The sequence below is a fragment of the Burkholderia lata genome (genome assembly GCF_902499335.1).
Classification (GTDB): Bacteria; Pseudomonadota; Gammaproteobacteria; order Burkholderiales; family Burkholderiaceae; genus Burkholderia; species Burkholderia lata_B.
Genome location: NZ_CABVQK010000022.1, coordinates 1 through 22,396 on the forward strand (window position 1 = coordinate 1; position 22,396 = coordinate 22,396).

A 22,396-nucleotide genomic window follows, 5' to 3' on the forward strand; every position below is an offset into this window, starting at 1 on the left:
AGCTCGATCACGTCGCTGTCGACTTCCACGTCGACCGGCCTCTCCTCGGCCAACAGCTCGATCACGTCGCTGTCGACTTCCACATCGACGGGTCTGTCCTCGGCGAACAGCTCGATCACGTCGTTGTCCACCTCGACCTCGACCGGTCTGTCGTCGGCTGACAGCTCGATCACCTCGCTCTCGACTTCGACGTCGACGGGGCTTTCGTCGGCCAACAGCTCGATCACGTCGCTGTCGACTTCCACGTCGACCGGCCTCTCCTCGGCCAACAGCTCGATCACGTCGCTGTCGACCTCGACCTCGACCGGCTTGTCGTCGGCTAACAGCTCGATCACGTCGTTGTCGACCTCGACGTCGACGGGCCTGTCCACGGCGAACAGCTCGATCGATTCGCTGTCGACTTCGACGTCGACGGGTCTGTCGTCGGCTGACAGCTCGATCACGTCGCTGTCGACTTCCACGTCGACCGGTCTGTCGTCGGCGAACAGCTCGATCACCTCGCTGTCGACTTCGACTTCGACCGGCCTCTCCTCGGCCAACAGCTCGATCACGTCGTTGTCCACTTCGACCTCGACGGGCCTGTCCACGGCGAACAGCTCGATCGATTCGCTGTCGACCTCGACCTCGACCGGTCTGTCGTCGGCTGACAGCTCGATCACCTCGCTGTCGACCTCGACCTCGACGGGTCTGTCGTCGGCCAACAGCTCGATCACGTCGCTCTCGACTTCGACGTCGACCGGCCTGTCGTCGGCTAACAGCTCGATCACCTCGCTGTCGACTTCGACCTCGACGGGTCTGTCGTCGGCCAACAGCTCGATCACGTCGCTGTCGACCTCGACCTCGACCGGTCTGTCCTCGGCTGACAGCTCGATCACCTCGCTGTCGACCTCGACCTCGACCGGTCTGTCCTCGGCTAACAGCTCGATCACCTCGCTCTCGACTTCGACCTCGACGGGCCTGTCGTCGGCCAACAGTTCGATCACGTCGCTGTCGACCTCGACGTCGACGGGCCTGTCCACGGCGAACAGCTCGATCGATTCGCTGTCGACTTCGACCTCGACCGGTCTGTCCTCGGCTGACAGCTCGATCACGTCGCTGTCGACTTCGACCTCGACGGGCTTGTCGTCGGCCAACAGCTCGATCACCTCGCTCTCGACTTCGACGTCGACGGGTCTGTCCTCGGCGAACAGCTCGATCACGTCGCTGTCGACCTCGACCTCGACCGGTCTGTCCACGGCTAACAGCTCGATCGATTCGCTGTCGACTTCGACCTCGACGGGTCTCTCGTCGGCCAACAGCTCGATCACGTCGCTGTCGACCTCGACTTCGACCGGCCTGTCGTCGGCCAACAGCTCGATCACGTCGCTGTCGACTTCGACCTCGACGGGTCTGTCGTCGGCGAACAGCTCGATCACGTCGCTGTCGACTTCGACCTCGACGGGCCTCTCATCGGCTAACAGCTCGATCACGTCGCTGTCGACCTCGACCTCGACGGGCCTCTCGTCGGCGAATAGCTCGATCGATTCGCTGTCCACCTCGACCTCGACCGGCCTCTCGTCGGCGAACAGCTCGATTACGTCGCTGTCCACTTCGACGTCGACCGGCCTGTCGTCGGCAAATAGCTCGATCGATTCGCTGTCCACCTCGACGTCGACGGGCCTGTCGTCGGCTGACAGCTCGATCACCTCGCTGTCGACCTCGACCTCGACCGGTCTGTCCTCGGCCAACAGCTCGATCACTTCGCTGTCGACTTCAACCTCGACGGGTCTTTCGTCGGCCAACAGCTCGATCACCTCGCTGTCGACCTCGACCTCGACCGGTCTGTCCTCGGCCAACAGCTCGATCACTTCGCTGTCGACTTCAACCTCGACGGGTCTTTCGTCGGCTAACAGTTCGATCACGTCGCTGTCGACTTCGACGTCGACGGGCCTCTCGTCGGCCAACAGCTCGATCACGTCGCTGTCGACCTCGACCTCGACGGGCCTGTCCTCGGCCAACAGCTCGATCAGCTCGCTGTCGACCTCGACGTCGACCGGCCTCTCGTCGGCCAACAGCTCGATCACGTCGCTGTCCACGTCGACCTCGACCGGCATCAGCTCGCTGTCCACCGGCCTGAGCAGCACGGACAGCACGATCGTGTCGCTGTCCACGTCGACGTCGACCGGCATCGGCTCGCTGTCCACCGGCCTGAGCAGCACGAACAGCTCGGTGACGTCGCTGTCGACTTCGACCTCGACCGCGATCAACGCCGCGAAGACGCACTACTACAGCGTCAACGACAACGGCGTGCAGCAAGCCAACTACGACAACACGGGCGCAACAGGCACCAACGCCATCGCAGCCGGCGTGAACGCCAGCGCAGCAGGCGCCAGCAGCGTCGCGGTCGGCGACGGTTCGAACGCGCAGTCGGCAGGCGCGGTCGCCATCGGCCAGAACGCATCGGCAACGGGCGGCAAGGCCGTGTCGATCGGCTCCGGCAACACGGCAAGCGGCGACGGCGCGGTCGCGATCGGCGACCCGAGCATCGCAACGGGTACCGGCGCAGTGGCGATGGGCGCGAACGACACGGCGACCGGCAACGGCGCAGTGGCGCTCGGCAACGCGAACACGGCCAACGGCGCGAGCGCGCTCGCACTCGGCAGCTCGAACCAGGCCACCGCGGACAACACGATCGCGCTCGGCAACCAGGCCACGGCAAGCGCCACCGGCGCGCAAGCGTACGGCTCCGCTGCCAAGGCAACGGCCGCCGACGCGCTCGCCTTCGGCACGAATGCGCAGGCCAACGTCGCCAACTCGATCGCACTCGGCGCGAACTCGGTCACGAGTGCCGCGAACCCGACGTCGAGCGCAACGATCGGCGGCACCACGTACTTCTTCGCGGGCAGCTCGCCGGTTGGCGTGGTGAGCGTCGGCGCACCGGGCCAGGAACGCCAGATCACGAACGTCGCCGCCGGCCAGATCTCGGCCAGCAGCACGGACGCGATCAACGGCAGCCAGCTCAACGCGACGAACAATGCGATCAACACGCTGTCGACGTCCACCGCGTCGAACGTCGCGTCGCTGTCGACGGGCATCAACTCGCTGTCCACCGGCCTGAGCAGCACGAACAGCTCGGTGTCGTCGCTGTCCACGTCGACCTCGACCGCGATCAACTCGCTGTCGACGGGCCTGAGCACGACGAACAGCAACGTCAACTCGCTGTCGACGTCGACTTCGACCGGCATCGGCTCGCTGTCCACCGGCCTGAGCACGACGAACAGCAACGTGGCCTCGCTGTCGACCGGCGTGAACAACATCAACAACACGTTGAACTCGCTGTCGACGACGATCAACAACAACACGACGCGCGCCGCCAACAACAACGGCATCGCGGCCGACATGAACGGCAAGGGCACCGACGTCCCGACCGTCACCACGGGTTCGAACTCGGTGGCGATCGGCGCAGGCTCCAACGACGGCGGCCGCTCGAACGTGGTGTCGGTCGGCAACGACACGCAGCAGCGCCAGATCACGAACGTCGCGCCGGGTACGCAAGGCACCGACGCGGTGAACGTGAACCAGCTGACGCAGGTGCAGACGACCCTGTCGACGGCACTGTCGGGCCAGCAGGCGCAGATCAACTCGCTGGGTTCGCAACTGCAGCAGACCGACCAGATGGCGAAGCAGGGTATCGCGGCCGTCGGCGCGATGGCCTCGATCCCGCAGCTCGATCGCGACGCCAACTTCGGGATGGGTGTGGGTACGTCGACCTTCCTCGGCCAGAAGGCAATGGCGGTCAACATGCAGGCCCGCATCACGGAAAACCTGAAGGCGTCGATCAACGGCGGTTTCAGCGGCGGTCAGAAGGTGATCGGCGCCGGCATGCTGTACCAGTGGAAGTAACGCGTCGCGCCGCCAGGCCGCCCGGCTCGCCAGCCGGACGGCCCACGGCGGCCCCGACGGCCAGACGAGCCCGCCGCGCCACCCGTGGCGGGCTTCAGTCAACCCAAGTATTGAGGATGTAACCGTGAACAAACTCGCTCTTGCGCTCGCGCTTTCCGCAACGGCCCTCGCCGCGTGCTCGACCGCATCCGGCCCGACCTTCAGCGCCTCCGAACTGCAGCCGCGCGACGGCGTGCGCACCTTCCAGGTGGACTGCCACGGCCTGCTGTCGGGCCCGGAGACCTGCATGAAGGCCGCCCGCAAGATTTGCGGCGAAGAGCCCGTGCGCGCCCTCGACTCGGCCCGCGCGCTGCGCGACAAATCCGATCCCGCGACGCTCGTATTCCAGTGCGGCGCCGCACCGGCCGAGGCGGCTTCGGCCTCGGCCGCCGCGCCGGCCGCCGCCGTCGTCGAACAGGTGAACCTGTCGGGCGACGCGCTGTTCGCAACCGACCACGCGACGCTCGCCCCGACCGCGCGCGAATCGCTCGACCGGTTGCTGAGCGAGCGCGCCGACCACACGTACTCGCAGGTGAGCGTCACCGGCTTTACGGATTCGGTGGGCAGCGACGACTACAACCTGGCGCTGTCGAAGCGCCGCGCCGAATCCGTCGCGGCATACCTGAAGGCGCACGGCCTGAAGACGGACTCGCTGACGGTCTCGGGCCGCGGCAAGGCCGATCCGGTCGCGTCGAACGCGACGCCCGAAGGCCGCGCCAGCAACCGCCGCGTCGAAATCCGGCTGCAGCACTGACCGGGCCGCCGCCGCGCGCGGCACCCCGATCCGGCAGGCCGCCAGCGCCGCGCCGGACCCGCCCCCGACCTCCGCCGGACAACCCGGGCGCCGCTTCGCCGGCGCCCTGCTCACATTGGCCGGCGGCTATGTCAAAGTTCGTCACGTCCCGCCAAAACCGGCGGTTTCCGTGCCACAATCGCCGCAGACAGTCGCCGGGGCAACCTGCCCGAATCGCGCGCCGTGCCAGGCGCGCCCGATGACATGCCGGAAACCGGCTGCCGCCCTCGCGAACCAGGCCGCCCGATTCGCCCGCCGCGGCGCACCGGCGCAAATGCAACCATGACAATCCACGGCGCGCCGCTTCCAGGCCAGACGCTCGACGCGATGCCCGGACGCACGACGCCGCAGAGGAAACCAACCGGTGACGGACATCAATGAAGCCGCCTCGGGCGGCACCCGCAAGCAACGGCCGGCCGTCGGCATCTCGCTGTTTGCGCGCGACGGCCAGGCGATCTGGGAAAACGGCATACACCAGAACATCGCGTTCCTCGCGATGATGCTCAAGCGCTCGGATCGCGTCGGCCCCGTCTACTTCCTGAACGGCGGCGACGCCAGCGCGCTGCCGGCCGGCCTCGAACTCGACGGCCTCGACATCCCGCTCGTGAAGCCCTCCGACGTCACGCACGAAGTCGACGTCGTGATTGAAATGGGCGCGCAGCTGCCGGTCGAATGGCTCCGGCACATGAAGGCGCTCGGCAAGAAAATCGCCGCGTTCTTTTGCGGTCACGTGTATGCCGGCCTGTGCGAAACCCCGATCTTCGGCAAACCGTCGGGGCACGTCTTCAACGGTGCACCGTTCGACGAAGTGTGGCTGCTGCCGCAATACGACAAGACGGCCGCGCCGATGCTGCAGACCATCCTGCGCGCGCCGGTACACCTGATGCCGCACATCTGGTCGCCGTACTTCCTCGACCGCCGCATCGCCGCGCTCGCCGCGGAAGGCGCGACGTTCGGCTATCGGCCCGGCCGCCGCCCGTGGCACCTGGCGATGCTCGAACCGAACATCTCGGTCGCCAAGTCCTGCCACTACCCGATGCTCGCGTGCGACGAGTTCTATCGTGCGCGTCCGGACGCAGTTCAACACATGTTCGTCGTGAACGCGTTGCACATGAAGGAGCATCCGACCTTCGTGCACTTCGCGAACAGTCTCGATCTCGTGCGCCAGCACAAGGCGACCTTCGAGCCGCGCCTCGACCTGCCGGGCTTCATGGCCCGCCATGCCGACGCGGTCGTGTCGCACCACTGGGAAAACGGGCAGAACTATCTGTATTACGACGTGCTGTACGGCGGCTATCCGCTGATCCACAACTCGACGCTGATCGGCGACGCCGGCTATTACTACCCGGACTTCGATTCCGCGGCAGGCGGCCGGGCGCTGCTCGACGCGTGGCTGCATCATGACGAACGCCTCGACGACTACCGCGCGAAGGCCGGCCGGCTGCTGCAGTCGGTCTCGATCGACAACCCCGCGAACCTCGACGCGTTTGTCTCGCGTCTGGTCGCCTGAACCGGAGCATACGCATGTCGGACTCCAATGCCCGTCAAGCGCCCGGCGAGGGCAAGCGTCTCGTCGTCGGCGTGTCGCTGTTCGTGCGCGGCGCCGGCCAGTCGCTGTGGGAAAACGGCATCTTCCAGAACTGCCTGCTGCTGATCCTGCTGCTGCGCCAGTCGCCGCTCGTCGCGGAAGCCGTGATGGTGAACGGCGGCGAACAGGTCGCCGATCCGCAGATGATGCTCGGCGAATGGGACGTGCCGCTGCTGTCGATGGACGAAGCGCTGCAGCGCTGCGACGTACTGATCGAAATGAGCGCGCAGTTCGGTGCGGACTACCTGCGCGCGTTCCGCGAGCGCGGCGGCAAGGTCGTCACGATGCGGGTCGGCAACGACTACGTGATCGACATCGAACGCGCGATGTTCAACAAGCCGTCGGGTTTCCTGTTCTCGGGCGCGCCGTACGACGCCGTGTGGACGATTCCCGAATTCGAGCGCTCGTGCCTGCACTATTACCAGACGGGCCTGCGCGCGCCCGTCACGATCGTCCCGCACATCTGGCACCCGATGCTGTTCGACAAGGCGCGCGCGACGCTCGGCGCCGGCCTGTCGTTCGGCTATGAGCCCGGCAAGCCGCGCTGGCGCGTGACGATGTTCGAGCCGAACATCTGCATGGTGAAGACGAGCGTCATCCCGATGCTGGTGGCCGAGGAAGCGTATCGGGCCAAGCCTGATTTCATCGAGTTCGTGCGCGTGTGCAACACGCTGCACCTGAAGGAACATGCGACGTTCGTCCATTTCGCGAAGAGCCTCGACATCGTGAACCACGGGATCACGACGTTCGAGAGCCGCTACGCGGTGTACGAGTTCATGGCCGCGTACGGTGATGCGGTGGTGTCGCACACGTGGGAAAACGCGCAGAACTACCTGTACTACGAGCTGCTGTACGGCGACTACCCGCTGATCCACAACTCGCCGTTCCTCGGCAAGGCCGGGTATTTCTATCCGGACTTCGACTGCCAGGCCGGCGGCCGCGCGCTGCTGCAGGCATTCGCCGAGCACGATGCGAACCTCGAGGCATATCGCGAGCAGTCGAAGCACGTGCTCAGCTCCGTCAGCATCTACAACCCCGAGAACGTCGCCGCTTATACGGACGCAATCGCCACCCTCTATCGCGACGCGTGACGCGCCGCCCTTTCCGGACTCCGACATGAACGTACGCCCGCCCCTCACCCGCGCCAAATGGCTGATCGGCTGCGCCGTCGCTTCGATCGCGATCGGCGCGCACGCGCAATCGTCCGGCGAATCGGCCGACGCGCTGCTCCGCGACTCGGATGCGGTGTTCAAGCAACTCGACGCCGGCCAGTACGTCGCGGTATGGACCGACGCGGCCCCGTTCGTGAAGTCGCGCATCAAGCAGGACCAGTTCGCGGCGGACATGCAGCGTGCCCGCCAGTCCGTCGGCGCGGTGCGCCATCGCGGCTGGGCGCAGATCACGCGCATCCGCTACACGAACGCGGGCACGACGCCCGACGGACTCTATGCGAACGTCGACTATACGACCACGCTGACGAACGGCGCGACCATGTTCGAGAAGCTGAGCTTTCGCCTCGAGGACGACGGCCAGTGGCACCTGACCGGCTACGTGCCGCGCCAGGCTCAGAACTACACGCCGTAAGTCGCGCCCCCTGCACTCCGGAGCCGCCATGAAACTCAATGTCGCGATAACGATGAACGTGCAGCGCGACGCGACGCAGTCGATCTGGTACAACGGCGCGAACCAGCACTGCGTGTACCTGTACATGCTGCTGAAGCAGTCGCCGCTGATCGGCGAAGTTTGGCTCGCGCACGACGACGGCATCACCGACTATCCGCAGGCGCTGATGATGGACGCGTTCGGCGACGCGCTTCGGCCGCTGTCGGCCGTCGTCCACCAGACCGACCTGCTGATCGAGATGAACGCGTTCGTCGATACGTCGCATACGGACGCCGTGCGCCGGCGCGGCGGCAAGTGCGTGTCGTACCGCTTCGGCAACGACTACGTGATCGCCGTCGAGACGATCAACTTCGAGAAGAACCCGTGGCGGCCGAACCCGCACCGCGTGCAGTTCGACGAGATCTGGACCAATCCGCAGCACATGCACACGTGCGCGGCATACTTCAAGGCCGTCTATCGCGCGCCGGTGTTCGAGCTGCCGCACATCTGGTCGCCGTACTTCATCGAACGCAGCCTCGACGCGGATCCTGAACTGAAGGCGCGCTTCGGCTATCGCAACCACGGCACCGCGAAACGCATCGCATTCTTCGAACCGAACCTGAACGTCGTGAAGAGCTCGATCGTACCGATGCTCGCGGCGAACGCGTGCTACGTCGAGCATCCGGAGCTCGTCGAGCACGTGTACATGACCAACACGTTCGACAAGAAGGAGAACGTCGCCTTCAAGCATCTCGCGCTCGGGCTCGAGATGGTGCGCGACGGCAAGGCGACCGCCGACGTGCGTGCGCCGTTCGTCGCGTGGGCCGCGCATCACACCGACATCGTCGTGTCCCACCACTGGGAAAACGGCCTCAACTACCTGCTGTACGACGCGCTGTACGGCAACTACCCGCTCGTGCACAACTCGCCGTTCCTGCGCGACGTCGGCTACTACTACCCGGACTTCGAGATCTTCGATGCGGCGCGTGCGATCGCGACCGCCGCGCAGACGCACGATGGGCGGCTCGACGAATACGCAGTCGCGGCCCGCCGCTGCCTGCACCAGGTCGACACGCTCGCCGAGCACAACGTCCACGCGTATTCCGCGCAGATCCAGCAGCTGTTCGCAGGCCGCTCGCTCGGCTGATCGCATTCGTCCACGGCCCGTTCGTCATCACCCGGCACTGCGCGTGACGGGACGACGCGGTCGACCGCGCAATGGCGTTCGTGCTCGGCGGATTCGGGAAGGATCGATAGATTTGATGCGGGTTCGGGCCGCTGCGTGCGGATGATGCAGACGCGGGCCGCACGTCTCGCGCCGTGCCGGCGCCCGTCTCCGGCGTGAACGGGTGCTAGACCAGTACCCGATCGCCGCTCTGCGCCGCAAACACACGGCCATGCCGCCGCCCCGTCCGCGCGAGCACGGCGAAGCAGCGCGCCACCGGCCGGCTGGCGCCGCCGGATTGCTTGACGAGGCTGTCGGATACCCCACGCGCGATCGCCGAATCGTCGCCGCACGCGCCCGCGATGACACCCGCGTAATAGTGCCGCGCTGCCAGCTCACGACTGCCGGCGTCGAGCGGCTTCATCCGCTGAATGCGACGTGCGATGGCCTTCAGGCCGTCGAGATACGGCGCGACGTCGATCGGCACCTCGGTCGATTCAGCGCCCAGCTGCCACAGCATGTCGGCCAGCTCGGCGATCGCGACGAGCTCGCGTGCACCGGCCGCCTGCGTGCCCGTTCCGCCTCCGGCCTTCGTCCCCGCCATGCTCACGCCCCTTTGCGATTCGTCCCGGCCACGCGCCGGCCACGCCCGACACCGGCGTACCTCATGCACGCCGCCCCGCCTGTTCCCGCGCCGTCACGCGGCGGCCGGCGACCGCCATGAAAAACGGATGCCCTGCGCCCACGCCACGCCGGCATCGACGATGATCTGCCGGTCGATCTCGCTCTCCACGCCTTCGACGACGACGTGTCGCGCACCTTCATGCGCGAACGCGATCAGCCGGCGGAATTGGTAACGCCCGATCGCGTTGCGCTTGATCATCGACAGGATCGACCGGTCGAGCTTCACGATGTCGGGATTGCCGACCACCAGGTTGTTCAATGCGCTGAAGCCGACACCGAAATCGTCGATCGCGATGCGGCACCCGGCCTGCCGGAAGCGGTTCACGAACGAACGACCCGCGACAGGATTCAGCGGCCCCGTCTCCGTGATCTCGACCACCAGCCGCGCCGCGACCGACGGCTCGCGCTCCAGCCGCCTGAAGATGGCCAGCCACGCGTCGTCGACCACCGCACTCGCCGCCGCCAGATTGCAGCCGTAGACGGCAGCCGGATCGGCTCGCAGCGCGTCGATCGTCCGGCCGACCACCAGCCGGTCGAACCACCGCATCAGTCCGAGCGCCTCGAGGCGTGGCAGGAACGCGACCGGCGGCAGCACCTCGCGCTCGCCCCACCGCAATCGCGCCAGGCATTCCTGGTACAGCACACCGCCCGACAGGTCGGCCCGGCACACGGGCTCTTGCGCGAACCCGAGCCGGCTTTCCACGAAACTGCGTACCGACGCGAGGTCGGGATGATCGTCGGGGGCGCCGAACACGAGATCGATTTCGTCACGATTCGCTTCCCGATTCGCCTCCTGGCGAGCTTCGACCGCATTCATCCGGCGCTCCGGCAAATGGCGAGCCGCCGATCGCGGCTCGACCTCAAAAAACATGCGGAGCAAGCCGATCATGACGCGCTCCGCCGCCTACCCGGCCCATTCTGTTATGTCGATCTTTTCCGGGAGCGTACTTTTCGCTTCGGCGCGCCGTCAAATTCGATATTTTTCAACGATATTCAGTTACTTGAAATACACCATGTGCGCACGATACCGAATGTGCGACAGGTCACACTAACGCAAATTACGGAACCCCGATCCAGATACCGTTTATTCTTTTCATACAAACAACCTTGCCCGAATCAATTCCCTTCGCAATTTGCATGCCCCGCAAATCACGAAACTTTCAATTGATCATATAAATACCGGCCGGGAAAGCACTGCCATGGCCCGTTGTCAGGCCCGTCGCGGAAGCCGGCCACCTGGCTTTCCCTGCACCGAGAATCGGCCGCCGCACGTCATTCGATCATCGCAGCGTTCAATTTTCCCGTTTCAAACGAATTATTAAATTTCTAAACAGAATCAAGCTGCCTTGAATCGATAATATCAAGTTAAATCATATGATGATTATCGATTGAAACATGTTTAACAATCTTAAAGACTTGTTAACCTCTAAAATGATTTCCGACGGACTTCCCTCGGAGCCGTCGATTTCGTGCCTTCAAAAACCGTCGAACCGATCGGGTTCGGCGGTTTCTTTTTTAACGGCATTATTTCGTCAGACATTAGGGCGGGACAATCCCGATGGCGGGATTCGGCGCGACGGTGTGCGTCGCGCGAAAAATCGGGCCTTATGCGGCCGATGCGCCGACCAGGTTCGCGAGCAGTGCGTCGTATTCGGCGACGAGCGCCGGATTCGCCGACGTATAGCGGCCGAGGATCTCGCGCTGGCGCCGCGTGTACGCTTCCCAGTCGTCATCGTGCGTATGCAGCGCGCGCAGCAGCGCATCGGCGCCCTGCTGCACGTCGTTGTCCGGATAGTAGTAGCCGAGATCGGGCGCGAGGCTCGCGTTGTGCACGAGCGGATAGCCCTGCCAGCACACGTCGAAATAGAAATAGTTGAGCGGGTTCGACCATTGGTGCGACACGACGATATCGGTCAGGTCGGCCAGGAACAGCGGCGTATCGAAGCGCCCGACGAAGCTCGCCTTGCCCGCGCGCACGACGTCGAGGTAGTTCATCAGCATCACGAACTCGGGGCTGTCGTGCGCGAGGCGGTCGGCGTTCGTCACGTGCGTGAAGCAGATCGCGTCGGGATCACGGCGATACGCTTCGTCGATGATCAGCATCGGATACACGCAGAACTTCACGACGTTGTGGTTCGGCTCCATCACGGTCAGCCGCTTGCCGGGCTCGCTGCGCGGCCGGTATTCGCCGTGCCCGGGCAACGACGCAGCGCGCGCGCTCAGGAACATCGGGTCCCACACGAACGGCACGACCCGCCCCGGGCAGCGGCGCAGCGACTGCAGGAACGGCAGCGACGAAGGCGCGATCTGCGGAATCGCCCACACTTCGTCGTAGCCGCGGTTGATGAACAGCGAATCCCACAGCCGGCGGCCAAACAGCATCGATTCCATCGCGTTGATGTACTCGACGCCGCAGCAATAGCTGACGAGCTTCGCGCCGCGCGACTTCAGGTAGGCCGTCTGCTCGCCGTCGATCTGCCCGCCGAGCTCGATCACCACGTCGAGCGAATCCTTCATGTCGGCGAACGCGCGCGTGTCGTACACGTTGCGATCCCACGGCAGCGCGTCGGTGAGCGGCACATCGGTGGTGTTGACCAGCGTCACGCGGTAGCCGTGCTGCGACGCCATCAGCAGCTTCGCGAGAAACAGCGCGTTCTGCTTGATGCCGTTGATCCACAGGCTTTCGTCGGGGGCACGCAGTCCGATCGTGATACCGATGCGCAGGCCGTTCAGGACAGGGGACGTCATCGTCGGCGGGATGGAAGGTTGGATGGGGATGGAATGAACGCAGTGTAGCGCGCGAAGCGCCGCCCGCGTCAAGCAGCGCACGCCGGCGGCAACCCGGCATTCTAGCGGAGCGCCAGCCGCATACTGTCAGGGATGGTCAGCGCGCGGCCGGCACATGAAAATCCGCGAGTGGGTTATGCGATACTCCGGCGACCAGTCGCGCCACCGGGGTGCCGGGGGTGCCGGGCGGTATCGGCATCCAGCGCGGGCAGAAAACGACCTCGCAGCAACGCTGCTGAAACAATGGCTGACAGAATGGAACGCGACGCCGCGCAAGTCTTCCGGACAATCCGTCACGAACAGGGGCGGCACGCGCAGGAACGCGTGCCCGGCCGCGATGCCGCGCCGAAACACCCGGCACCGGCCACCCGCCGTCGCCCGCTTCACGGCCTTCGGAGCGCGCGATGATCGTCCTCAGCCATTTCAGTCACGACGCACCCGCCAGCCTCGAAAATCACCGGCAGTACGCGCAGGCGCACGGATATCGCCACGAAATCGTCGATGCGTCCGCGATGCCGCAGGCGCTGCCGTTGCGGCCGCTGTATCGCTACGAATCGCTGCTCCATGTGCTGCGCGGCGCGCAGCCCGACGAACTCGTGCTGCTGCTCAGCGAAGATGCGGCGGTCATCGAGCCCGTCGCGCTCGATCGCCTGATGAGCGGCCGCGACATGCTGTTCGTCGACGCGTTCGCGCCCCCGCTGCCGCAGGTCGACGTGCAGATCTGGCGCAATACGGCGGCCGTGCGGGCGATCGTGATGCAGCTCGTGCAGCGCTGCAAGCTCGGCAGCGAGCCGCGGCTGACCTCGGAGGCCGCGCTGTTCGCGGAACTCGACACGCATCACTACATGACGCGGATCGACGGGCTGTATCCGGTCATGCCGACCAGCCCCGACCTCGATCCGATGTGGAGCCGCGAACCGACGTTCGCGATCAGCATCGACGACACGCCGCGCGATCCCGACCGGAAAGGCACGACGGCCCGCTTCCGCGACACGCTCGTGGCGTACATCAATCGATGCCGCGCCGCCGGCCGGCCGATGTTCTCGTTCGATCACGATGCCGCGAACACGCCGGACGAAGCCGCCGAGCGCAGCACCTACAATCCGGGCCGCCCGATTGCGTTGATGACGCTCTACACGCCGAACATCGGCAGCTATGCGCGCGTCGCCGAACGGAATTTCCGGCGCTACTGCGACGCACACGGCTACACGCTCTACGTGCATCGCGACATTCCCGCCGAGATCGGCCTGAACGCGACCGGCAACTGGTTCAAGCCGTGGCTGCTGCATGCGTACCTGCAGCATCATGAATGGGTCGTGTGGCTCGATGCCGACGTGCTGATCGCGGACCAGCAGAAAGCGCTGGCGCCACTGCTCGAAGGCCGCGACTGGCTGCTCGCGCACGACATCGGCCAGTGGGCGTTCAACTCCGGCGTGATGGCGTTCCGGCGCACCGGGCGCAACGACGCAATGCTGCGCGACATGATGACGACGATCGCCGCGCTGCACGACCGGTCGAGCGTCTATGCGAGCGACGGCGACCAGCTGCATTTCATTCGCGCGATGGAACGCGACGGGCAATTGCAAGGCGAAGGCGTGGCCGATCTCGTCCGCTTCAACACGCCCTGGCTGTTTCGCCGCGCGGACAGCTACATCGTGCATTACTACGGGATGTGGTCCGCGATGCGGGCGCTGATGATGGCGCACGACGACGGCGTGCTGAGCTGACGCCCTCGTTCAGGTGGCCGACACGACAGCGCATGAATGCGTGAATCCGTGTTACATGATGACGATCAACTTTTCGAACCAGCCTTGACCGGAGGTCAGATTGGAACAGATCGGATATTCGTGGCCAACCTTTGATCAACTCACTCAGCACCTGATCAAGTCAATCAACCCGAACAGGATTCTGGATATCGGGGCCGGAGGCGGGAAGTACGGGCGCCTGCTGAAGCATGTCGTGCCGGATTGCCGGTTTACGGCGCTGGAGTGCGACGAGGAGACCCATCCCTTCCTGATCGAGAACGGGTACGACGACATCATTTCCGGCGTCAGCGACACGCTTTACGAACGATCCGGCGACGCGTACGACACGGTCATTCTGGGAGACGTCATTGAACACATGCGTCACTCCCATGGTCGCGATTTGCTGGAGTTTCTCAACTATCGATCGCGATACATCATCATCTCGACCCCCGAGTGCATGCCGATGAGCGGCGCCTCGTACTTCGAGAGCCACAACTCCGTCTGGCGGCCCGATTCATTCACGTGGCATGACTTCTGGGCGCATCAGCAATGCGGGATCATGCACTTTTACCTGCTCAGAGGGCACCTCGACTGGAACGCAATGCGTCTTGACGCTCTCGTGAACTCCGCAAACTCGTCGAATCTGTTCAATACGCGCGCCAGCAGCGAACTGGAGGCCGCCAATGAAAAATTGCTCCAGCCGGTCAACCTGACGCTCCATGACAGCCGGTACATGGAAAAGATCGATGGCGACCAATATGCAGTGTTCCGCCCGATTTGATGTCGCGGGATGGATTCAATCGGCAATCGACGCGCATTGCTCGCACGATGAATGAAAAAGGCGCCGTGCGGCGCCTTTTTCGCGATTGACGACACGCTCGCGGAGCCAGAAGCCAGGCGCGGCCCCGCGAAGGCGCTCATCGCGTGCCGGCGGGAGCCGGCACACACGGATTGCCCTCAGACCGGCGCAATCGTCGGCGCCACGGCCGCCGGGTCGGTCAGGCTGGCCTTGCCGGTTTCGACGTGCCCCGCGATGCGGCGCGTCCAGCCGGCGTTCCCCGCCACCGCGAACTGCAGGTCGTACCAGTGGCTGCTGCACGACAGGTCCCAGTGCGCTTCGACACGCTGCCCCGCCGGAACCGTCAGCGTGCGCGCTGCGCTGCCGTACGCGACATCGGTCGCCGTGACCGTGAGCGTGCCGGTGCCCGCGTTGGCGATCGTCACGTACACGTCGCCGTTGGCCGTGTCGTAGCACGGCGTGATTTCAGGCTTCGCGCCGGCATCCGCGGCGGCCGATCCCGCGAAGCGCCGGAAATAGCCGTTCGGCCCCCACACGCTCACCAGGTAGTTGCCGTTCGCGTCGAGCGCCCACGTATCGGTCAGCTGCTTGCCCGCTTCGACCGTATAGCGGCGCGGCATCGCGGTCGCGTCGCCCGTATAGACCCAGAAGTGCGCGCCCTGCGTGCCGGTGTTCGCGAACGTCAGCGCGTAGCCCTGCGCCTGGAGTTGGCCCGTCACGTGCAGTTCGTACGGCAGCGCGCGTGCCGGCCGCGTGCCGGGCTCCTGCGCCGTCACGACCTGCTGCGCGGTGCTGGCCGGCGCGGTCTGCGACGACGCGCGTGAGCACTGCAGGTCCGCCTGCGCGACATACGCCTGCGTGCTCGGCAGGGTCGGCAGCGTGGCATCCGATTTCGAGAAGTCGAGCGCCGACGTCAGGTCGCCGCAGATCGCGCGGCGCCACGGCGAGATGTTCGTTTCCATCACGCCGAAGCGCTTCTCGATGAATTGCAGCACCGACGTGTGATCGAAGACCTGCGAGCACACGAAGCCGCCCTTCGACCACGGCGAAACGACGAACATCGGCACGCGCGGGCCGAGACCGTACGGCAGGTTGTCGGCCGTGTACGTGCCGGTCTGCGTCGACGTCACGACGTTGTGCCGCTCGAGCGAGACATCCACGGTGCTCATGCCCGAGCCCGGCAGCGTCGGTGCCGACGGCGGCACGACGTGATCGAAAAAGCCGTCGTTCTCGTCGTACATGATGAGCAGGACGGTCTTGCTCCATACCTCCGGATTCGACGTCAGCGCATCGAGAATCGTCGACAGGTAGTACGCGCCATACAGCGGCGTGAACTTCGGATGTTCCGAATACGCGGCGGGCGGCAGCAGCCACGATACCTGCGGCAGCGCGTTCGCCTGCACGTCGGCCTTCAGCTGCGTGATCGGACGCGTGCTCATCCCCCGCGTCTGCAGCGACGAGCCGGCCGGCGCGTTCACGAAGTTGTTGAAGCACGCGAGCATGTTCGTGCCGTAGTTGCCGGTGAAATTGTCGAACCCGGTGCCCTGCTGGTAGACCTGCCACGAGATGCCCGCTTTCTCGAGGCGCTCCGGGTACGTCGTCCAGCTGAAGGGCGGCAACTGGATCTTGTCGAACTGGTTGTCGATGTAGTCGGTGTTGTCGAGCAGCGGGCCGCCGCCCGTGCCGAGCGGGTCGACCATGCCCGTCATCAGGTACATGCGGTTCGGGTGCGTGTTGCCCGGAATCGAACAGAAGTAGTTGTCGCACACGGTGAACGCATCCGCGAGCGCGTAATGGAACGGGATGTCGTCGCGGACGTGGTAGCCCATCGTCATGTTCGACTTCTGCACCGCCCACTGATCCGCGCGGCCGTTGTCGATCGCACCGTGCGTCGTCGCCCACGTATGCGGCAGGCCGCCGATGCACTGCGCATTGACGCCCGGGTTGGTCGTGTCGTAGCGGAACGGCGCGATCACGCTCGTCTTGTCCTCCTGCCGCGGCTGGAACCACACCGGCTTGCCGTTCGGCAGCGTGACCGGGAAGCGGTCGTTGTAGCCGCGCACGCCGCTCAGGTGGCCGAGATAGTGGTCGAACGAGCGGTTTTCCTGCATGAACACGACGATGTGCTGCACATCCTGGATCGTGCCCGTCACGGTATTCGGCTCGATCGCCAGCGCCTTGCGGATCGATTCGGGAAGCAGTGCGGTGGCGGCGGTCGCGCCGGCGAGGCCGGCGGAGAACTTCAGAAAGTCGCGTCGCGAATGGATGGCCATGCTGGTTGCTCTTGATTGGATTTCTGGTGGAAACGGCCTGGATCAGGAAGCGGGCGACGAGGCAGGCGCGGTGAAACCGGGCGGACAGTGCATCTGTGCGGTGGCGACCACGCCGCCGCCGCAGGCGGCCTTCTGCTGCGCGACGGGCGCGGCGGGTGCGGTCACGTCGTCGTTGCAGGCACCGAGGAGTGCTGTCAGCGCGATCAGACCAACGACCGCGAAGGGCCGTAGGGCCGACTTTCGCATAACGTCTCTCCGTGAATGTGATGACTTGACACAGGCGCGGGTGCGCACTGGTCGTATCGACGGCGAGATGCTAAGTTCGACGTGTTACACGACGGTGTCGCGTAAAAAGGAGTGTGACGTGCACGCCGGTGGCGGCACGTGTCGTGTCGGAGGGGAGAACGAGAGGCGTAATGCAATCGAAAGATTCGCATTGCTTCGTTTTGCCGAAGCGATCGAAGCAGGTCCGTCGCGGTACCGGGCGTGCAACGAATCGCGAAGCGTTTTTTACGGGCCGGCAGCCGCAGCAGCCGGCCCGCAACCAGCGAAACAGGCGATGCTCAGCCTTCCGCCATCATCAGCAACTGCGCACCATCCGAGACCTGGTCGCCGACGCCGTACAGCACTTCCGCGACGACGCCCGCGCTCGGCGCGCCGATCGTGTGCTCCATCTTCATCGCTTCCATCACGATCAGCGGCGTACCCGCTTCGACCTTCTGGCCGGGCTCGACCAGCACCGCGATCACCTTGCCGGGCATCGGTGCGGTCAGGCGGCCACCGCCCTGCTCCGCGTCACCCGCATGCGCGAGCAGGTTGCGCCATTCGAACGTCTCGGCCGTGCCTTGCGTGAACACGTGGAAGCTGTCGCCGTCCGCATACACGCGGCCGCTGCTGCGCACGCCGCCAAGCGTCACGTCGAAATCGAGCGGCGTAGCGCCGCGCGCCCACGCGAACGGCTGCGCGGCTGCGTCGCCGGTCGCGAGGTGCGCAACCGCGCCGTCATCCTCGTACGTGACCGTCACGTCCGCTTCGCGCTCGGCCGCGTGCCATTCGAGCGTACGGCGATAGCCGCCGTTCAGCCGCCAGTCCGGCAGCGCGCCCCACGGCGATGCACCCTGCGCGGCCGCGCCGCGTTCGCGTGCGAGCAGCGCCGCGCACGCGAGCGCAAGCATCGCGCGCGGCGGCTCTTGCGGCGCGAACAGCGCGTCGTGGTTGCGCTCGATCAGGCCCGTGTCCAGATCGGCCGTCGCGAACGGTTCGCACGCAACGATCCGCTGCAGGAACGCGGCGTTCGTGTGCAGGCCGACCACTTCACAGGCACGCAGCGCGCGCAGCATCAGGCTCAGCGCTTCCGCGCGATCCGTGCCATGGACGATCAGCTTCGCGATCATCGGATCGTAGAACGGCGTGATCGCATCGCCTTCGCGCACGCCGCTGTCGACGCGCACCGACGCACCGATCGCGAACTCGACGCCCGCCGGCAGCCGCAGGTGCTTCAGCGTGCCCGTCGACGGCAGGAAGCCGCGCGCCGGGTTCTCCGCATAGAGGCGCGCCTCGAGCGCATGACCCTGCACGCGCAGTTCGTCCTGCTTCAGCGGCAGCGGCTCGCCGGATGCGACGCGCAGTTGCCATTCGACGAGATCGAGCCCCGTGACCATCTCGGTGACCGGATGCTCGACCTGCAGGCGCGTGTTCATTTCCATGAAGTAGAACGCGTCGCCCGTCATGATGAATTCGACGGTGCCCGCGCCGACATAGCCGACCGCGCGCGCGGCCGCGACGGCCGCTTCGCCCATCGCGCGGCGCACGTCGTCGGGCAGGCCCGGCGCCGGCGCTTCTTCGAGCACCTTCTGGTGACGGCGCTGCACCGAGCAGTCGCGATCGAACAGGTACACGGTATTGCCGTGCGTGTCGCCGAACACCTGCACCTCGACGTGGCGCGGGCGCGTCAGGTATTTCTCGATCAGCACGCGATCATTGCCGAAGCTGCTCGCGGCTTCGCGCTGGCACGACACGAGCGCGGCCGGGAAATCGCCGGAGCGCTCGACCACGCGCATCCCCTTGCCGCCGCCGCCCGCGCTGGCCTTCAGCAGCACCGGATAGCCGATCTCGTCGGCTTCGCGATGCAGGTTGCCCGCGATCTGGTCGTCGCCGTGATAGCCGGGCACGAGCGGCACGGCGGCCGCGTGCATCAGCGCCTTCGCGGCGGCCTTCGAACCCATCGCCGCGATCGCGTCGACCGGCGGCCCGATGAAGACGATGCCGGCCGCTTCGCACGCATGCGCGAAATCTTCGTTCTCCGACAGAAAGCCGTAGCCGGGGTGGATCGCCTGCGCGCCGGTGGCGCGCGCGGCTTCGATGATGCGCTCGATGCGCAGGTAGCTGTCGGCCGCGGCCGAGCCGCCGATGTGCACGGCTTCGTCGCACGCGGCCACGTGTTTCGCGTTCGCGTCCGCGTCGGAATAGACGGCGACGCTCGCGATCCCGAGACGTTTGCACGTCGCGGCAACGCGGCACGCGATTTCGCCGCGGTTGGCGATCAGAATCTTGTCGAACATGGCTTCGGTGTCGTCCGGAAAGAGTGGGTCACGCGCGCTGCGCGATCATTCACGCCACGACGGCGTGCGCTTTTCGAGGAAGGACGCAATCCCTTCGCGCGCTTCCGCGCCGGCGCGGGTGCGCGCGATCCAGTCGGCGGTCTGCTCGATCAGCGTCGCGTCGAGCGGGCGGCCGGCCACATCGGCGACGAGCCGCTTGCACGCCTTCACCGCGTCGGGGCCGTTCGCGACGAGCGTCGCGGCCAGCTTCGCGACCGTGTCGTCGAGCGCCTCGGCCGGCACCGCGTCGTGAATGAAGCCGAGCGACGCCGCGCGCGCGCTGTCGAACACTTCGGCCGTCGTGAAGTAGCGGCGCGCCGCGCGCTCGCCCATCGCACGCACCACGTACGGCGCGATCGTCGCGGGGATCAGCCCGAGCCGCGCTTCCGACAGGCAGAACTTCACGCCGTCGGCGGCGATCGCGATGTCGGCCGCTGCCACCAGGCCCACGCCGCCCGCATACGCGTCGCCATGCACGCGCGCGATCACCGGCTTGCCGCAGCGATGGATCGCCTCGAGCATTCGCGCCAGCTTGCGCGCATCGGCACGGTTCTCGTCGTCCGAGTAACCGGCCATCTTCTTCATCCAGTTCAGGTCCGCGCCCGCGCAGAACGCCGCGCCTTCCGCGGCGAGCACGATCGCGCGCACGCCTTCGTGCGCGTCGAGCCATTCGAACGCGGTGGTCAGCTCGGCGATCGTCGTCTCGTTGAACGCGTTGCGCACATCCGGACGCGCGAGCGTGACGGTCGCCACGCGGGCGGCTTCACTTACCTTGATCGTTTCGTATCGCATCGTTCAGCCCTCCCGGCCGTTACATGCGGAACACGCCGAAGCGCGTCTCTTCGATCGGCGCGTTCATCGACGCGGCGAGGCCGAGGCCCAGCACGTCGCGCGTCTGCGCGGGGTCGATCACGCCGTCGTCCCACAATCGTGCGCTCGCGTAATACGGATGGCCCTGGCGCTCGTACTGGTCGCGGATCGGCTGCTTGAACGCATCCTCTTCCTCGGTGGACCACGAACCGCCCTTCGCCTCGATGCCGTCGCGGCGTACCGTCGCGAGCACCGATGCGGCCTGCTCGCCGCCCATCACCGAAATGCGTGCGTTCGGCCACATCCACAGGAAGCGCGGCGCGAATGCACGGCCGCACATCCCGTAGTTGCCGGCGCCGAACGAGCCGCCGATGATCACCGTGAACTTCGGCACCTTCGCGTTCGACACGGCCGTCACCATCTTCGCGCCGTGCCGCGCGATGCCTTCGTTCTCGTACTTGCGCCCGACCATGAAGCCCGTGATGTTCTGCAGGAACACGAGCGGAATCTTGCGCTGGCAGCACAGCTCGATGAAATGCGCGCCCTTCACCGCCGATTCGGAGAACAGGATGCCGTTGTTCGCGACGATCCCGACCGGGTGGCCCCAGATGTGCGCGAAGCCCGTGACGAGCGTCGTGCCGTAGCGGGCCTTGAATTCGTCGAACTCGGAATCGTCGACGATGCGCGCGATCACCTCGCGCACGTCGAACGGCTTGCGCGTATCGACCGGAATCACGCCGTACACGCTCTTCGCGTCGTAGCGGGGCGGCTTCGGCTCGCGCAGCGTCACCGGCGTCGCGATCTTCGGCGCGAGATGATCGACGATGTTGCGCGCGATCGACAGCGCATGCGCGTCGTTCTGCGCGAGATGGTCGGCCACGCCCGACAGGCGCGTATGCACATCACCGCCGCCGAGATCCTCGGCACTCACTTCCTCGCCGGTCGCGGCCTTCACGAGCGGCGGCCCGCCGAGGAAAATCGTGCCCTGCTCCTTCACGATGATCGACTCGTCGCTCATCGCCGGCACATACGCGCCGCCCGCCGTGCACGAGCCCATCACGACGGCGATCTGCGCGATCCCCGCCGCCGACATCGTCGCCTGGTTGAAGAAGATGCGGCCGAAGTGGTCGCGATCGGGAAACACGTCGTCCTGGTTCGGCAGGTTCGCGCCGCCCGAATCGACGAGGTACACGCACGGCAGCCGGTTTTCCGCGGCGATTTCCTGCGCGCGCACGTGCTTCTTCACGGTGACCGGGTAGTAAGTGCCGCCCTTGACCGTCGCGTCGTTGCACACGATCACGCATTCGCGACCGGCGATCCGGCCGATCCCGGTGATGACGCCCGCGCCCGGCGCGTCGTCGTTGTACATGCCGTTCGCCGCGAGCTGCGAGAACTCGAGGAACGGCGCGCCCGGATCGAGCAGTTGCGCAATGCGGTCGCGCGGCAGCAGCTTGCCGCGCGACAGGTGCTTGTCGCGCGCGGCCTGGCCGCCGCCCTGCGCGAGCTGTTCGATCTTCGCGCGCAGGTCGGCGACGACCGCCTCGAGCGCGGCGGCATTCGCGCGGAAGTCTTCCGAGCGCGGGTTCAGTTTCGATTCGATGATCGGCATCGACGGGGCTCCGTTCGCGT

Annotated in this window: 16 protein-coding genes; 8 read left to right on the forward strand and 8 right to left on the reverse strand. The window is 65.9% G+C overall.

The window, feature by feature from the left end; translation table 11 throughout:
* From BCO18175_RS37665 to BCO18175_RS37690, 6 genes are all read left to right on the forward strand, one after another.
* A partial coding sequence (locus BCO18175_RS37665) for a YadA family autotransporter adhesin (protein ID WP_174988758.1) occupies positions 1–3,882 on the forward strand: 3,882 nt, incomplete at its 5' end.
* A 124-nt stretch (positions 3,883–4,006) separates the two neighbouring features.
* Complete coding sequence (locus BCO18175_RS37670; protein ID WP_174917066.1) at positions 4,007–4,675, forward strand: OmpA family protein; 669 nt, start codon at positions 4,007–4,009, stop codon at positions 4,673–4,675.
* Between the two features lie 403 nt (positions 4,676–5,078).
* A complete protein-coding gene (locus BCO18175_RS37675; RefSeq protein WP_174988652.1) occupies positions 5,079–6,224 on the forward strand; it encodes a DUF2827 domain-containing protein in 1,146 nt (381 codons plus the stop codon).
* Positions 6,225–6,238: 14 nt separating this feature from the next.
* A complete protein-coding gene (locus BCO18175_RS37680; RefSeq protein ID WP_174917068.1) occupies positions 6,239–7,393 on the forward strand; it encodes a DUF2827 domain-containing protein in 1,155 nt (384 codons plus the stop codon).
* Between the two features lie 25 nt (positions 7,394–7,418).
* Complete coding sequence (locus tag BCO18175_RS37685; protein WP_174972049.1) at positions 7,419–7,886, forward strand: DUF4019 domain-containing protein; 468 nt, start codon at positions 7,419–7,421, stop codon at positions 7,884–7,886.
* Positions 7,887–7,914: 28 nt separating this feature from the next.
* Positions 7,915–9,051: a DUF2827 family protein gene (locus tag BCO18175_RS37690; RefSeq protein ID WP_174988653.1), complete on the forward strand. Its 1,137-nt coding sequence runs from the start codon at positions 7,915–7,917 to the stop codon at positions 9,049–9,051.
* Between the two features lie 205 nt (positions 9,052–9,256).
* Here the strand turns inward: BCO18175_RS37690 and BCO18175_RS37695 are convergent, their stop codons facing one another.
* From BCO18175_RS37695 to BCO18175_RS37705, 3 genes are all read right to left on the reverse strand, one after another.
* Positions 9,257–9,673, reverse strand: coding sequence for a hypothetical protein (locus BCO18175_RS37695; protein WP_174988654.1), 417 nt, complete (start codon positions 9,671–9,673; stop codon positions 9,257–9,259).
* Positions 9,674–9,766: 93 nt separating this feature from the next.
* Entirely contained in the window at positions 9,767–10,570 is an 804-nt protein-coding gene (locus BCO18175_RS37700) for an EAL domain-containing protein (RefSeq protein WP_174972045.1), read from the reverse strand.
* Positions 10,571–11,358: 788 nt separating this feature from the next.
* The gene (locus BCO18175_RS37705) at positions 11,359–12,501 is read right to left on the reverse strand and encodes a DUF2827 domain-containing protein (RefSeq protein ID WP_174988655.1); all 1,143 of its coding nucleotides are present in this window, start codon (positions 12,499–12,501) and stop codon (positions 11,359–11,361) included.
* A 443-nt stretch (positions 12,502–12,944) separates the two neighbouring features.
* Here BCO18175_RS37705 and BCO18175_RS37710 point away from each other — a divergent pair, with 443 nt between their 5' ends.
* Both BCO18175_RS37710 and BCO18175_RS37715 read left to right on the forward strand, forming a co-directional pair.
* Positions 12,945–14,267 carry a galactosyl transferase GMA12/MNN10 domain protein gene (locus tag BCO18175_RS37710; protein WP_174988656.1) on the forward strand — a complete coding sequence of 441 codons (1,323 nt, stop codon included), beginning with the start codon at positions 12,945–12,947 and terminating at the stop codon, positions 14,265–14,267.
* A gap of 100 nt (positions 14,268–14,367) precedes the next feature.
* Complete coding sequence (locus BCO18175_RS37715; protein WP_174972039.1) at positions 14,368–15,066, forward strand: class I SAM-dependent methyltransferase; 699 nt, start codon at positions 14,368–14,370, stop codon at positions 15,064–15,066.
* A gap of 176 nt (positions 15,067–15,242) precedes the next feature.
* Here the strand turns inward: BCO18175_RS37715 and BCO18175_RS37720 are convergent, their stop codons facing one another.
* The 5 genes from BCO18175_RS37720 to BCO18175_RS37740 all read right to left on the reverse strand — a co-directional run bounded on the left by BCO18175_RS37720 (position 15,243) and on the right by BCO18175_RS37740 (position 22,376).
* Positions 15,243–17,357 (reverse strand): phosphocholine-specific phospholipase C, encoded by a 2,115-nt coding sequence (locus BCO18175_RS37720; protein ID WP_174988657.1) that lies wholly within the window; start codon positions 17,355–17,357, stop codon positions 15,243–15,245.
* 42 nt (positions 17,358–17,399) lie between these two features.
* The gene (locus BCO18175_RS37725) at positions 17,400–17,603 is read right to left on the reverse strand and encodes a hypothetical protein (protein ID WP_174917077.1); all 204 of its coding nucleotides are present in this window, start codon (positions 17,601–17,603) and stop codon (positions 17,400–17,402) included.
* 317 nt (positions 17,604–17,920) lie between these two features.
* Positions 17,921–19,918 (reverse strand): acetyl-CoA carboxylase biotin carboxylase subunit, encoded by a 1,998-nt coding sequence (locus tag BCO18175_RS37730; RefSeq protein ID WP_174988658.1) that lies wholly within the window; start codon positions 19,916–19,918, stop codon positions 17,921–17,923.
* A gap of 45 nt (positions 19,919–19,963) precedes the next feature.
* Positions 19,964–20,749: an enoyl-CoA hydratase/isomerase family protein gene (locus tag BCO18175_RS37735; protein ID WP_174917079.1), complete on the reverse strand. Its 786-nt coding sequence runs from the start codon at positions 20,747–20,749 to the stop codon at positions 19,964–19,966.
* 19 nt (positions 20,750–20,768) lie between these two features.
* Positions 20,769–22,376 carry a carboxyl transferase domain-containing protein gene (locus BCO18175_RS37740; protein WP_174917080.1) on the reverse strand — a complete coding sequence of 536 codons (1,608 nt, stop codon included), beginning with the start codon at positions 22,374–22,376 and terminating at the stop codon, positions 20,769–20,771.
* Between the last annotated feature and the right edge of the window lie 20 nt (positions 22,377–22,396).

Bases quoted from the DNA above. Each gene is read 5' to 3' on its own strand.
- BCO18175_RS37690 (WP_174988653.1), top strand. From the start codon at position 7,915: ATGAAACTCAATGTCGCGATAACGATGAACGTGCAGCGCGACGCGACG.
- BCO18175_RS37720 (WP_174988657.1), bottom strand. From the start codon at position 17,357: ATGGCCATCCATTCGCGACGCGACTTTCTGAAGTTCTCCGCCGGCCTC.
- BCO18175_RS37735 (WP_174917079.1), bottom strand. From the start codon at position 20,749: ATGCGATACGAAACGATCAAGGTAAGTGAAGCCGCCCGCGTGGCGACC.
- BCO18175_RS37710 (WP_174988656.1), top strand. From the start codon at position 12,945: ATGATCGTCCTCAGCCATTTCAGTCACGACGCACCCGCCAGCCTCGAA.
- BCO18175_RS37695 (WP_174988654.1), bottom strand. From the start codon at position 9,673: ATGGCGGGGACGAAGGCCGGAGGCGGAACGGGCACGCAGGCGGCCGGT.
- BCO18175_RS37700 (WP_174972045.1), bottom strand. From the start codon at position 10,570: ATGAATGCGGTCGAAGCTCGCCAGGAGGCGAATCGGGAAGCGAATCGT.
- BCO18175_RS37680 (WP_174917068.1), top strand. From the start codon at position 6,239: ATGTCGGACTCCAATGCCCGTCAAGCGCCCGGCGAGGGCAAGCGTCTC.
- BCO18175_RS37730 (WP_174988658.1), bottom strand. From the start codon at position 19,918: ATGTTCGACAAGATTCTGATCGCCAACCGCGGCGAAATCGCGTGCCGC.
- BCO18175_RS37685 (WP_174972049.1), top strand. From the start codon at position 7,419: ATGAACGTACGCCCGCCCCTCACCCGCGCCAAATGGCTGATCGGCTGC.
- BCO18175_RS37740 (WP_174917080.1), bottom strand. From the start codon at position 22,376: ATGCCGATCATCGAATCGAAACTGAACCCGCGCTCGGAAGACTTCCGC.
- BCO18175_RS37725 (WP_174917077.1), bottom strand. From the start codon at position 17,603: ATGCGAAAGTCGGCCCTACGGCCCTTCGCGGTCGTTGGTCTGATCGCG.
- BCO18175_RS37705 (WP_174988655.1), bottom strand. From the start codon at position 12,501: ATGACGTCCCCTGTCCTGAACGGCCTGCGCATCGGTATCACGATCGGA.